10 protein-coding genes and 1 pseudogene are annotated in these 12,957 nt (G+C 55.9%); 4 read left to right on the forward strand and 7 right to left on the reverse strand.

Annotated elements, in window-relative coordinates; genetic code table 11:
• Positions 1-7 precede the first annotated feature (7 nt).
• Positions 8-1,687 carry a 4Fe-4S dicluster domain-containing protein gene (locus tag QTO31_RS08700; protein ID WP_301428785.1) on the reverse strand — a complete coding sequence of 560 codons (1,680 nt, stop codon included), beginning with the start codon at positions 1,685-1,687 and terminating at the stop codon, positions 8-10.
• Between the two features lie 335 nt (positions 1,688-2,022).
• Here QTO31_RS08700 and QTO31_RS08705 point away from each other — a divergent pair, with 335 nt between their 5' ends.
• On the forward strand, positions 2,023-2,904 hold the full coding sequence (locus QTO31_RS08705) for a LysR family transcriptional regulator (RefSeq protein ID WP_301428786.1): 882 nt from the start codon (positions 2,023-2,025) through the stop codon (positions 2,902-2,904).
• A 256-nt stretch (positions 2,905-3,160) separates the two neighbouring features.
• Here the strand turns inward: QTO31_RS08705 and QTO31_RS08710 are convergent, their stop codons facing one another.
• Positions 3,161-3,448 carry a DUF427 domain-containing protein gene (locus QTO31_RS08710; RefSeq protein ID WP_031458754.1) on the reverse strand — a complete coding sequence of 96 codons (288 nt, stop codon included), beginning with the start codon at positions 3,446-3,448 and terminating at the stop codon, positions 3,161-3,163.
• 189 nt (positions 3,449-3,637) lie between these two features.
• On the opposite strand from QTO31_RS08710, the gene dprA reads away from it, so the two are divergent.
• On the forward strand, positions 3,638-4,723 hold the full coding sequence (gene dprA / locus QTO31_RS08715) for a DNA-processing protein DprA (RefSeq protein WP_301428787.1): 1,086 nt from the start codon (positions 3,638-3,640) through the stop codon (positions 4,721-4,723).
• A gap of 73 nt (positions 4,724-4,796) precedes the next feature.
• Here the strand turns inward: dprA and QTO31_RS08720 are convergent, their stop codons facing one another.
• The 4 genes from QTO31_RS08720 to QTO31_RS08735 all read right to left on the reverse strand — a co-directional run bounded on the left by QTO31_RS08720 (position 4,797) and on the right by QTO31_RS08735 (position 9,854).
• Entirely contained in the window at positions 4,797-5,270 is a 474-nt protein-coding gene (locus QTO31_RS08720) for an NUDIX domain-containing protein (RefSeq protein ID WP_031458752.1), read from the reverse strand.
• Positions 5,271-5,414: 144 nt separating this feature from the next.
• The gene (locus QTO31_RS08725) at positions 5,415-6,605 is read right to left on the reverse strand and encodes an aspartate aminotransferase family protein (protein WP_301428788.1); all 1,191 of its coding nucleotides are present in this window, start codon (positions 6,603-6,605) and stop codon (positions 5,415-5,417) included.
• A gap of 25 nt (positions 6,606-6,630) precedes the next feature.
• Positions 6,631-8,394 carry a 2-succinyl-5-enolpyruvyl-6-hydroxy-3-cyclohexene-1-carboxylic-acid synthase gene (gene menD, locus QTO31_RS08730; RefSeq protein ID WP_301428789.1) on the reverse strand — a complete coding sequence of 588 codons (1,764 nt, stop codon included), beginning with the start codon at positions 8,392-8,394 and terminating at the stop codon, positions 6,631-6,633.
• 11 nt (positions 8,395-8,405) lie between these two features.
• Entirely contained in the window at positions 8,406-9,854 is a 1,449-nt protein-coding gene (locus QTO31_RS08735) for an isochorismate synthase MenF (RefSeq protein WP_301428790.1), read from the reverse strand.
• Positions 9,855-10,051: 197 nt separating this feature from the next.
• Between QTO31_RS08735 and QTO31_RS08740 the strand changes: the two genes are divergently transcribed.
• Both QTO31_RS08740 and QTO31_RS19270 read left to right on the forward strand, forming a co-directional pair.
• Positions 10,052-11,131: a DNA-methyltransferase gene (locus QTO31_RS08740; protein WP_301428791.1), complete on the forward strand. Its 1,080-nt coding sequence runs from the start codon at positions 10,052-10,054 to the stop codon at positions 11,129-11,131.
• A gap of 345 nt (positions 11,132-11,476) precedes the next feature.
• Positions 11,477-11,719, forward strand: a pseudogene (locus tag QTO31_RS19270) (DNA adenine methylase); the annotation flags it as partial.
• Here QTO31_RS19270 and QTO31_RS08750 read toward each other — a convergent pair.
• Entirely contained in the window at positions 11,712-12,944 is a 1,233-nt protein-coding gene (locus QTO31_RS08750) for an RNA-guided endonuclease InsQ/TnpB family protein (RefSeq protein WP_301428793.1), read from the reverse strand. The pseudogene QTO31_RS19270 and the gene QTO31_RS08750 overlap by 8 nt on opposite strands.
• Between the last annotated feature and the right edge of the window lie 13 nt (positions 12,945-12,957).

Genomic DNA, 12,957 nt, shown 5'->3' on the forward strand with positions numbered 1-12,957 from the left:
CACCTTTCTAACTGTTTGGCACGTGTTGCGGCGCCATGACGAAAGCGTATTCAAAGGCGTACAACCCGGCAATAGCGGTCAAACCGGCGATAGCCAGCAGCGGAGCGGCAAGGGCCGGTGTCAGTACGGCCAAACCGATCAATACTGCCGGTACAACATGACCAAGAAGAATAGCCCCTTGCCAGAAATGGCGGCGGAAGCGACCGTGGCTGATGTCGTGGGCGGCGCGGGCAGCTACCTCACTGGCGTGCGGAATACCGAACTCGCCGAGCAAGAGCATGAAGAGATCGAGCAACAGACTACCCGCAAACGTCCAGCCGAACAGTTCGAACAACGCTGCTGGCATCGCAACGAAGGGCGCAAGCAACAGCAGGGTGCCACTTCCAACCATCAGTGCCTGCACCAAAAGATGGGCCGGTAAGAGCGGACTCTGCCAGAGATCGCGCCCCTCGGCCTGGGCGAAGAGAAATGCCGTATAGATAGCAGCCAACACCGCCAATGGGATGCCGATCCAGGCCAGAGCAGGGCGGAATGCTGAAATGGCGGTTTCTGGCCACATATTCAGTGCAGCACCAGCTTCAGATAGGAACCAGATGCCAGCCACAGCAGAGAAAGCGATCAAGATAAAGGCGCCACGGGTCAACCAACTTCGCCATTGGGGTCGGGTGAGAATGGTAAAGAACATGTGTGGCCGTTCCAGATCGAAGACCAGCAAGCCAGTGGTGATACCGATAAAGAGTAGACTGACAAAGAGCGTGATCGCCAGAAATGGTGCAGCTAGTGGAGCCAGCCCCAAACCAACAGCGGCAGCCACGACCATGAAGATACCACTCCCGATCCCTTTCGTGACCAGATAAGCTGGCACCGGCCAATGCCAAGGTATCTTGTGTTGCGCGTTATAGCCGGTTTGCACCATATGACCGGCGACTCGCCCTCCGAGCATTAAGGCACTCTGACCGATTCCCAGTCCCTGCTCGCGCGGTGGACGTATCTTTGCGCCGGAGGCGGCGGTGAGCGGGATCACCTCGCGCACCGGTTGACGATGACCATTGCCGTTGTGATGGCCAACCAGTTGCTCACTCACTACATCGGCCCACATAAACGTTGACGCAACCGTCGGCGCCGTTGGCGTCAGTGTTGTCTGATCGGCATCAATGTAGAACAACTTCGGCGCCGTTCCCTGTTCAGGCTTGCGCACTGCTATCGGCTCACGAGCGATCAACTGGCTGATAAGACTGTTGGGATCATCGAGATCGCCAGAGATAATCGCCTGTTCAGGACAGACAATCTCGCAAGCCGGTTTCAGCCCCTGATCGATGCGATGGGCGCAGAAATGGCATTTCGCTGCATTGTGCGATTCTGGATCGATGTAAATCGCGTCGTAGGGACAGGCCTGCAAACAGGCTTTGCAGCCGATACACACCTTCGGATCGAACTCCACGATCCCGTCGGTGCGCTGGTACATGGCGGTAACCGGACAAATGCGGACACAGGGCGGATTGGCACAGTGATTGCAGCGCGTCACCTGAAAATGACGACGGGTGTGAGGGAAGGTACCGGTTTCAACGTATTTCACCCACGTGCGATAGACCCCAAGCGGAACTTCATTTTCCGACTTGCAGGCAGTGCTGCATGCGTGGCACCCGATACACTTCCGCTGATCGATGAGGAAGCCGTAATTTGTCATGGCCAGCTCTTTCTGGCTATGGAATAATACTTATGCCTATCAGGTATCTTAGCAAAAAGAAAGTTATCGAACAAGCAGATATTTTCGATAAATAGTATCGAAGCTGTGCATAGATTGTTGGAGGATTCCGCACGGGAATCGGTTCTGCGCCTTGTCCATTCACGACACGCAACAACCACACCCCGACACCGTCTATTTTACGGTACAATAAAGCAGTTACGCCGAAAGCCTAAGCAGCGATACCTGTCTGTAAACAGCATGGAGCGCGACGGCACCATCGCTGTTGTCTCGGTCACGTGATCACACTCGTCTGCAAGAGGTTGTTAGGAGGAAGTGTGACGCTCAACCTGCATCTGTTGCGGATCTACGTTGCCGTGCTCGAGCAGGGTAGTTTTACACGGGCAGCCGAGGTACTAACCATGAGCCAGTCGGCTGTATCTCGTGCAGTGCAAGAACTCGAGCGGCAACTGGGAACAGTCTTGCTCGAACGGCGTTCACGGGGGGTAGCGCCAACTGTAGCCGGTACCATTCTGGGCGATCATGCCCGGCGCATTTTCATGCATGAACGATTGGCGATTGAGGCTCTGAACGAGCTACGTGGGCTTCAGCGGGGACGACTGGCAATCGGTGCCAGTAGTACGATTGGCATCTATCTTCTACCGCCGCTGCTCGGTCATTATCACCGCCGTTATCCGGGCATCGAACTCTTTCTCGACATCGGCAACACACAGCAAGTCATGGAACATCTGCTTGCATATCGGATTGATGTCGCCTATGTCGAAGGGCCGGTAGCCCCTGACGAGCATTTAGATATTATGCCCTGGCGGAGTGACGAGCTGGTCGTTATTGCCTCTCCCGATCATCCTCTTGCGCGACGGGTGACCATCAGTTGTACCGATCTGCAGGATGCGCCATTTGTTTTCCGTGAACCCGGTTCAGGCACCCGCGAAGTGATGGAGCAGGCCCTGGCATCGCGCGGGATTACAGTGCGACCGGTTATGGAACTGGGCAGCACTGAAGCCATCAAGCAGGCAGTAAGTGCCGGTTTGGGTCTGAGTATGGTTTCGCGGGTGACTATTCAATCGGAGTTGATTGCCGGCAGACTGCGGGTGCTCAACATCCCTGATCTGACAGTTCAACGTCAGTTGAGCCGAGTACGCCTGAACGACCGGCCTCTGAGTCAGGCACTCGAGGCATGGTTTAAATCTCGCGGTTGACATAAAGATACTTACAGGCAACGTGCGGATGCGACATTCTGCTGGCGACCGGCACATCAGTGTACTATCTGAGCAGATTGAAAACTCGCTCCTGTTAAGAGCCTATCCGCATAATCCATCATCGATGCGGGGATGATGATGGTCACGGCATGCACCTGATAGCAGCGCTGTGCAGTGGGCAGCGTGGGCACGGTACTGCCGCGCCCCTACCTAAACCCACCAATCGGTGCATCTACACGTCATCTAGTCAATAATCTCACGTTGGCTCGATCCGAACGCCGCGCCAAAAGGCAATGTAGCCAGCAATCTGGCTGGCTGCCGCTTTCGGGGTTGGATAATACCAGGCTGCATCACGATTAACCTGCCCATCTACTACCACGTCGTAGTAGCTGGCAGTACCCTTCCACGGACAGACGGTATGTGTCTGGCTGTCGCGCAGGTATTCACGCTTGACCGAATCGGGCGGAAAGTAATGATTTCCCTCAACCACAATGGTTGCATCGCTCTCGGCGATGACGGCTCCGTTCCAGATTGCACGTGGCATAGCGTTCTCCCTGTTTCGGTAAACACTTTTCTCCATGATGCCACAATTTGCGTATCTTTTGCGGCTGATAAACGGTTTCTTTATATAGAGCATCTATCCCTCCCTTTCGTATCGTATGTGGTGGGTAGTACCAGGGGGAGCGGTTCTGGGGAGGTGCTCAGTCACGCTCGCATAAGAACGGATGGAAATATGGAAGATGTTGTACGCTACTACATTGGTTTCAACCTCGTCCCAGGGATTGGACCACTGCGCTTAGCGCGCTTGATCGAACGGTGTGGATCGGTAGCGGCTGCCTGGCATGCCGATGAAACGATGATGATCGCGTCCGGTCTTGATGCACGGAGTATGGCCGGATTACGTGAGGTTCGCCAGCGGATCGATCTTGATGGCGAACTGGAACGTCTCCGTGCAGCCGGGGTGACACCGATAGCGATTGCCGATCCGCGTTACCCACCACTCTTGCGGATGATTCCGGCGCCGCCACCGTTGCTCTATCTGAGCGGCACGCTTACGCCTGCCGATCAGCGAGCAGTTGCGATTGTCGGAACGCGCCATCCCAGTCATTATGGCCGTGAAGTAGCACGACGGCTAGCACGCGATCTAGCATCTGCCGGGATGACGATCGTGAGTGGGTTGGCATTAGGGATCGATACGATTGCCCACACTGCGGCGCTCGAAGCCGGTGGTCGCACTATTGCCGTGTTGGCCAGCGGCATTGATCGGGTCTATCCAGAGCGAAATCGGGCGCTGGCCGAGCGGATCAAAACATCCGGTGCGCTTTTGAGTGATTATCCGCTTGGCACCCCACCGGCGCCACTCAATTTTCCGCCACGTAACCGCATTATTGCCGGGTTGAGTCTGGGAACGGTGGTAGTTGAGGCAGGCGAAAGCAGTGGTGCACTTATAACGGTACAATTTGCCCTCGATCAGGGACGTGAGGTCATGGCAGTGCCGGGGTCGATCTTTAGCCCGCTCAGTGCCGGGCCGCATCGCCTGATCCGTGATGGCGCGGCGATCATTACCAGTGCCGATGATGTGCTGGCGGTGCTCAACCTTGATCAGCAGACTCCTTTGCACGACGCGCCACTCGACATAGCGCTAACGCCTGAAGAGGAGGCGATCTACGGTGCAGTTTCGGCAGAACCGCAGCATATTGACGTAATCGGTCGCGCTGCCGGTCAGTCGGCAGCAGCGACGGCTGCGGCACTGGCACTGTTGGAGTTGAAGGGATTGGTGCGTCAGGTCGCACCGCTCTACTACGCACGGGGGAGGTGAAATGCTCGGCGGGTAATGTGGTTTGATGTCTGTTCGGTGTTAGGACTTGCCCATACCCGCCTCGGCACGGTTGTCAAAAATCAAAATGTGCTTCTACACGATTGGCAAACGCATCGGCTAGCATGCGGCGGGTGCGGTTGAGTAACGGCGGCAAGTGATCGGGATCGAAAAATTTTACGTTGACATTTTCATCACCGACTTGTTGGAGTTCACCGCCGACGATGCGGGCAGCAAAGAAGATCGCCAGAATCTGGGATTGATCGCCGTTGGGATAGCTCCAGGCGAAATCAGGGCCGCTGTAGACGCCGATGAGCTTTTCTGGTTTTAAGATCAGGCCGGTCTCTTCGTACACTTCGCGAACCAGGCCACGGGCCGGTGATTCGTCGAGGTTAATCGTTCCTCCTGGTACATCCCAGAGCATGACATCGGCCCGGCGGCAGAGTAGGATGTGACCGGCTTCATTGCGAACAAAGCCGCTTGCACGTACCTGTAAGATTCGTTGGTGACCAACATAGCTACGCAACCAGCGCGTATACTTGACCGTCATACCTGGCTCCTTTGCTCGTTTGCCGGTCATTATAACAGATTGTGCTTGAATATCACGCCGCCGGGCTTGGGTTGGTCAGTGGCATCAGTGGCACTCGCCATGTTCGTCGTTCGTCGTGTTCGCGCTGGTGATCCATTCGCGCTCCTAATGCTCCTCGCCACGTAGAACGGTCGCAATGGCCGCTACAACCCGCTCAAGATCGGTCTGTTCAATCACCAACGGCGGTAGCAACCGCAAGACATTAGGGCCAGCGGGCAACGCCAGCACACCATAGTCGATCAAGGACGTAATAACCGGTTGGACCCGGCTCTTCAGCTCAAGACCAACCAGCAAGCCTAATCCGCGTACTTCGCGCACTTCCGGCAAGCGCAGATCGCGCAGCGCCTGCATCAACCAGGCTCCTTTTTGTGCTGCCTGTTCAGGAATACGTTCAGTCTGATAAACTTGAAGCGCAGCCCGTGCCGCAGCGCACGCTAGTGGATTGCCACCGAAGGTTGAGCCGTGGGTTCCTGGCGGCAACGTACCGTGCCGTTCGTGAATTGCTACTGCGCCCATCGGTACACCGGCAGCAATACTCTTGGCGAGAATGAGGATGTCGGGCGTCACACCACTATGTTCAATCGCAAAGAGCTTGCCGGTACGACCAAAGCCAGTCTGGACTTCATCGATAAGAAGCAGTGAGCCATTGGCAGCACAGATCGCAGCAGCCTGTTCGAGATAGCCGGGTGGTGCCGGACGAACGCCCCCTTCGCCTTGTACCGGCTCGATGATCACTGCCGCAGTTTGTGGGCCAACTACCGATTGTAATGCCTCAAGATTGCCATAGGGCACATGGCTAAATTCGGGTACGAGCGGTAAAAACGGCTCACGGTATTTGCTCTCCCAGGTGGCGCTCAGGGCACCCATTGTACGCCCGTGAAATCCACGCATTGTCGCCACAATGCCGGGACGACCGGTTAACAGACGGGCAAACTTGAGCGCAGCTTCCACCGCTTCGGCACCGCTGTTGCAGAGGAAGATACGAGCAGGGAACGGCAGTGCTGCCGCCAGCTCACTCAGGTATGCCGCCCGTACATCGTTGGGAAAGATTTCAGGGCAACTGATTAAACGTTCAGCCTGTTCACGAATTGCCGCTACAATAGCCGGATGGCCGTGACCGAGGTTAGCAGCCCCTTGACCGCCGACACAATCGATGTACTTCCGACCCTCGGCGTCGTAGAGATGAGCACCTACGCCACGCACAATTGCCAATGGCCGTTTGGGGTATAGTCCGGTCGTGTACCGACTCTCTTGCGCAATAATTTCGGCATTTGTACTAAGCGTGATGTTCGTCATGGGTGTATCCTTTGATACGTGCATATCAGGTGGGTTGTATCACACCAACGCGCTCTAAAGCCACACTGACCAGTGGCCAGATCGTGCGGTGATCGAGCACATTTTGATCGCGCCGAGTCCGAATTTCGATTAGATGCAATCCTCCGGCGAAACCGGTCTGTAATGCGGCATGCACTGTTGCCCAATCGGAGGCGAGGGTATACTGTGCGCCGTGTAGCGCCGCCAGTGGCGCAAAATCGGTGCCATGGGGTGTACCAAAGAGGAGTTCAAATTGATCGGTTTCACTAGCCTGGGGTAGAAACGAGAAGATACCACCGCCGTCGTTGTTGATGAGCAAGATAGTTGCATTGAGTCGGTGGAGACGAGCGGCGATCAAGCCATTGGTATCGTGGATCAGCGAGAGATCACCTAGCGCCATCACCAGGGGCGTGGCGTCACCTGCGGCAAGACCGAGTGCCGTGGAAACCAGACCATCGATCCCGTTTGCCCCGCGATTACCGATAACGTGCAACGGTGTTGAGCGAGGGGCGAGAAACGTATCGCAATCGCGTACCGGCATTGAATTGCCGACAAAAAGCGTAGCCCCATCGGGCAGCCAGGCGCCGAGACGTGCAAACAACCCCGGTTCACTGATCGTCTCCTGGGCTAGCAAATGGGCTTGTATCGTTGTGCGTGCCGTTTGCTCGGCAGTTTGCCATGCCCGCAGCCAGAGCGTCGGCCCCTCGCGTTGCGATGACGCCAAAGCATCGGCCAGCGCCAGACAGAACCAGTGTTCATCCACCTGAAGATGTTCGCGAGCTAGGCTGGTTGGCTCACGCCAGCCGGCGCCACCGTCGATCACTATCTGGCGCGCTTGATGATGGTGCTGCAAATAGAGCAAGAGTGGTTTACTGGTTGGCATCGCACCAAAGCGTAACACAACTTCTGGCGCGTATTGGACAACGAAACGCTCATCACGCAAAAAGGCATCGTAAGTACCAAGGATGTAATCATCGGTATGCGAACCGTAGCGTACCCCTGACAGCGGGTCGGCCAGAACAGGAAAGCGTAGCCGATGGGCCAGGATCGTCAGCAATGGGCCGAGGTCGGCAGGGCAATCTGGACCGGCGATGATCAGACCGCGCCGACACTCAACCAGACTGCTCGCCAGCGTTGCCAATTCAGCGCCACCCAGCATCCGCCGCGCCGGAGTTACCTGCACCGATGACGGTGTCTGAGTCAGTAGCGTTGCCATCAGCGAACGATCAGGCACGAGCGGTTCGCGGAAAGGCAGATTGAGATGCACCGGCCCAGCCGGAGCACTCAGGGTTGATCCAATAGCTCGCCCCAGCGTGGCACGTAGAAACGGCAAGAACGTCATCTGCGGAACAGGGAGATCAAAAAACCAGCGCACATTACGACCAAAAATGCCGATCTGATCGATTGTCTGCGGCGCACCGTTGTCACGCAGTTCAGGTGGGCGGTCGGCGGTCAGTAGGAGTAATGGGACGCGGGCAAGATGTGCTTCAACGACGGCGGGCAAGAGGTTGGCAACGGCGGTGCCAGAGGTGCAAAGAACAGCGGCGGGGCGATGACGAGCACGTGCTAAGCCTAGGGCGAAAAAGCCGGCCGAGCGCTCGTCGAGATGCATCCAGACCCGTAACACCGGATGACGAGCCACGGCTAACGCTAGTGGCGTGCTGCGCGAACCAGGGCACACAACGACATCCTTCACCCCATGGGCTGCCAGACTTTGCGCAATTTCAACCACCCAGTGGGTTAGCGCCTCGACATGCGCTGTTGCCTCCATGTCTACCTCACTTAGCCGATCATCTCTTCACTTGCACCCAGGGCTTCTAACATGGCCCGCAGCTTGATGCGAGTTTCGGTTAATTCCCGTTCGGGTTCAGAAGCAGCTACGATCCCACAACCGGCAAAGAGCGTTGCCTCATGTCGCCCGATCAGTGCTGAACGAAGTGCAACAGCAAACTCACCATCACCACGAGCATCAACCCAACCAACCGGTGCTGCGTACCAGCCGCGATCAAGCCGTTCACGTTCGCGAATCCATGCCAGTGCCGCCGGTCCTGGTTTCCCGCCTACTGCCGGAGTTGGGTGCAAGCGACCGACCAGATCAAAGATGTCGTAGCCAGGACGGATGTGGGCAGTGATAGGGGTAAACAGATGCTGGACATTGCGTACCTGCATCACTGTGGGCGATTCTGGTGCACACACTTGGTCACAATACTCGGTCAGAGCCGAACAGATCATCTGTACCACAAAGGCATGTTCGGTACGGTCTTTCGTACTCTGCAACAAGGCCTCAGCGAAGGCGTGATCTGCTTCTGGTGTCTTGCCACGTGGCGCCGAACCGGCCAGAGCAGAAGCGGTAACCGCACCGTTACGCAACGCCACTAATCGCTCTGGTGAGGCACCGAGAAAGGTACGACCACCACGAGCAACCGCAAAGACAAAGGTGTGCGGGTAATGCTTACGCAACATGTCAAGCGTGGCGGCTGTATCAAACGGTTCGCTACTGCGCAAGCGAACGGCGCGAGCCAGCACCACTTTCTCTAACCGACCGGCGCGCAGATCGGTGATGGCATCGGCAACAATTGCCTTCCACTCTTCTGGATCGAGCGACACATCAACTTGTACATCGGTCGGCAACCGCTGTGGACGGAACGGCAAACCGATCAAGGCCTGGAGACGGCGGGCAGCGGCTGCACCTAGTGCCAGCGTCGAACTGCGCTCATCAACCATGCCACTCACCGTCAGCGTCGTTACATCACCGTGGCGTACAATCAGCAAGCGCGGCACAACGAGCAACCCCAGCGGATAGTCGCGCCACAACTCACTCGGAGGCTGGTCAGGATCAAAACGAAAACCGGCTACCGCCAGCGGCCCCGGCACCGGCAGATTGGGATCAACATCAATGACTGCCTCTGATACCAATTGTCGCCATGCTGCTGCACTGGCGGCAAAGCGGTTTCCCGATGGTGCTGGCGTAAAACTCCACGCCGCGCCGAGACCGGTCAGTTCGACATCAGCCGCCGGCGTACTCCAGAAGAATCGGTTATGCGTCACTCCGGCACCACGCGCAAACAGTGCTAACGGATCGCGTAGCCCAACCCGCGTTGTGACACTGACCAGCACCGGTCGGCCCAGGGCACGAGCACGTTGCCGCGCAATCTCTGCCGCGGCTTCCATCCGAGCGACTTCGCGCAAGGTAGCGGTTGTTACCCGCACCCCGATGAGAGGATTTGTCATACTACTACAATAATATATCCTGCCCCTCCCTGAGCAGTTCGCCAGCTAAGGGAGAGTTGTAAACTTCCTGTATGCATTGTATCACGTTTCGGTGGCAGGCTTTTTGGGGGGGATGTATCGGTGGTATAATAACCAACACCTTTCCTGCACGTTGTTATCATTGTAGCTATCGTACTCGATGCCAGAGATTGCAGACAATGAACACAATCGTTACTCGTCAGTACGGTTTCGTGTTTGAACAGTACCGCAAACAAGATCAACGATATCCTCTTCTCCTGCTGGGAGATGCGTATCAGGTTCTCCAAGAGATTCCTGATTCGAGCATTGATTGTGTTATGACATCACCTCCATATTGGAGAAAGCGTGAGTATGAGAATGGTGGTATCGGAGGCGAAAAAGATTTCCGTGATTACATTCGTCATCTTGTCCAAATCTTTTTTGAAGTGAAACGAGTTCTCAAACCCGCCGGGTCATTCTGGCTTAACATCGGTGATAGCTACTATCGCAAGAACTTACTCGGCATTCCATGGCGGATTGCATTGGAGCTCATCGATCATCACGGCTGGATTCTCCGTAATGCGGTGGTATGGAATAAGGTGAAGAGCGGTATGGATAGTACTACAGATCGTCTTGCAAATAGATACGAGATGGTCTTCCACTTTGTCAAACAGCCGAAAGGATACTACTATAATGCTGATGCAGTCCGGTCGCATCCACGCTCTGCAAAAGTCGTGAATGGATCGGTTGTTTCAGCAACAGGTGTTTCCGGAATACGTTATCGACGTCAGATAGAACTATCAACTGCACTGTCAGAGGAAGAAAAACGCGCTGCCTGTGAATCACTTGACAAGATACTAGCAGAGGTTGCTGCTGGTCAGATTTCCGATTTCCGGATGATTCTTCGTGGGCAACAACGGACAACGCACTCAGACAGTATACACGTCTCTGGGCGGGCAAAAGAGCTACACGAGAAAGGGTTTTACGTTCTCCGTTACCATCCAAATGGCTGCAAACCGACGGATGTGTGGGATATTCTCCCGGAAGATACCCAACGACGGAATAGCCATGTTGCCCCTTATCCAATTGATCTGTGCCGGATACCGATCTTAGCGACGTGCCCGCCGGAGGGCATCGTGCTCGATCCGTTTTGTGGGACAGGAACAACACTCTACGCGGCATACATCCTTGACCGTAGATCTGTTGGTATTGACATTTCACAACAGTATCTTGAGATCGCCATGGAAAGGTGTACAACTCTGCTTTACCCATCTCAATGATCCGGCCGTTATTGGTGATTCGATGCATCTTCACGTGTATCAGATGAGGAAAACAACTGATGAGTCATTGCCGATCACAATGCGTTCACGGTTGAGTACTGATGCTCGTGGAATTGCGGCCTGTTTAGGATTACAAGCAGAGGCCAGAGTCGAACTCAAGCAGATTCTTGAACTACTGCAAGCGAAAATTTCATCTGCTTCCCAATTTATGCTAGTATCATCTGATTGGATACAGCATTCATAAGGCCACACTCGCGTCTTCTTTGTGCTTTAGCGAAACATAAGGGGTTCAACGTGAAACGGAACGGCGCTCCCTCTCCACTTGTGAAGCGAGATAAGAAGCGGATGATCGCATTTGGTTGGTATGGTGGGAAGTATTCGCACCTTGACTGGCTCTTACCACTGCTCCCCCCTTGTCATCACTACTGTGAGCCATTTGGTGGTTCGGCTGCGGTGCTACTTAACCGCGATCCATCACCGGTAGAGACATATAACGACATTGATGGCGAGGTAACTAATTTCTTTCGGGTGTTACGAGACGATCCTGACCGTCTTATTCGAGCGATTGGACTTACTGCTATCAAGAAAGTGCGCAAAGGTGCGCACGGTTCTCTTCCTGCCCCGACGTGTCTTGATGACCACCGTCGTCTCTGACAAGCGTGACTTTCCCGGCTGCGGCGGGGACGGTCCCCGCCGCAGCGCCGCCATTACTGGTCGGACTCGCCACGGGTAGGGCAGTTTCGGTTGCCAGCCGTTTCAGGTTCCGCGCCGCATTGAGGTCACGGTCATGGTGCGCGCCACATTGCGCACACACCCATGTTCGATCGCTCAACGTCAGCGCCTCGTTCTTCCAGCCACAGATGGAGCACAGTCGGCTACTTGGATACCAGCGATCAGCAATACCCAACCGCGTTCCGTAGCGTTTCGCCTTGTATTCCAACTGCGAGCGCAACATCCCAAAGCCCACGTCAGAGATGGCGCGAGCGAGCTTCTCGTTCGCGAGCATCCCCTTGACGTTTACATCCTCGATCACGAACACTTGGTTTTCGCGGCAGAGTCGAGTCGTGAGCTTGTGGGTGAAATCCGCTCGGAGATTGGCAAGGCGGGCATGCAGCCTTGCCAATGTCGCAGCGGACGTTCGCCGGTTGTTCGATACCGGCAGGCGCGTTCCTTTGGGCAGGCGGGCACGGCGTTCAAATCCTGCTGCCTTCTTGGCGGCTTGCAGCTTGCGGCTGAGACGTCGGCTACGGATTTTTAGACGACGCAGCGCTGCGTTGAGCGGCTTGGGCGCCTCAACGACGTCACCGCTGGAGATCGTTGCGGCAGCCTTGATGCCCAGGTCGAGGCCGTTGACCTCGTGCGACGTGCGACGCCGATAGCATTGCGCATCAGGCACCTCGACCTGTATTGCCACAAACCAACGATCCGCCGTGCGCGAGACCGTCGCGCCCAACATCTTGCCCGCGAAGCGCAGTTCCTCGGTCATGGCGACGTCGCCGATCCTGGGCAGACGGATCGTCTTGCCCATCAGAGTGAACTTGTCGTTGGCCACATACAAGCTGTCGCGGCAACGGCCCTTTTTCTTGAGCCGTGGTTCGTGCGCTTCTTTGCCCTCCCTGAGGTCGGCGAAGAACCGTTCCCATGCGTTGGCAAGATTCCTGAACGGCTGGGCGTGTGCGTCCCGGTGCATGTCTTGCACCCAAGGCCGGCCGCTCTCATCGAGCCACTGCGGGTCGGTGTCCGTGATGGCGTTGAACTGTTTTTGAGCGCCATGGCGTTTGGCCTGCCGCCTGCTGCGTATTGCCTGTTCCACTCATTGAGCGCCC

The organism is Chloroflexus sp. MS-CIW-1 (assembly GCF_030444705.1).
Taxonomy (GTDB): Bacteria; Chloroflexota; Chloroflexia; order Chloroflexales; family Chloroflexaceae; genus Chloroflexus.

Excerpts from the sequence above, each read along its gene's own strand:
- QTO31_RS08700 (WP_301428785.1), bottom strand. The coding sequence starts at position 1,687 with ATGACAAATTACGGCTTCCTCATCGATCAGCGGAAGTGTATCGGGTGC.
- QTO31_RS08710 (WP_031458754.1), bottom strand. The coding sequence starts at position 3,448 with ATGCCACGTGCAATCTGGAACGGAGCCGTCATCGCCGAGAGCGATGCA.
- dprA (WP_301428787.1), top strand. The coding sequence starts at position 3,638 with ATGGAAGATGTTGTACGCTACTACATTGGTTTCAACCTCGTCCCAGGG.
- QTO31_RS08720 (WP_031458752.1), bottom strand. The coding sequence starts at position 5,270 with ATGACGGTCAAGTATACGCGCTGGTTGCGTAGCTATGTTGGTCACCAA.
- QTO31_RS08725 (WP_301428788.1), bottom strand. The coding sequence starts at position 6,605 with ATGACGAACATCACGCTTAGTACAAATGCCGAAATTATTGCGCAAGAG.
- menD (WP_301428789.1), bottom strand. The coding sequence starts at position 8,394 with ATGGAGGCAACAGCGCATGTCGAGGCGCTAACCCACTGGGTGGTTGAA.
- QTO31_RS08735 (WP_301428790.1), bottom strand. The coding sequence starts at position 9,854 with ATGACAAATCCTCTCATCGGGGTGCGGGTAACAACCGCTACCTTGCGC.
- QTO31_RS08740 (WP_301428791.1), top strand. The coding sequence starts at position 10,052 with ATGAACACAATCGTTACTCGTCAGTACGGTTTCGTGTTTGAACAGTAC.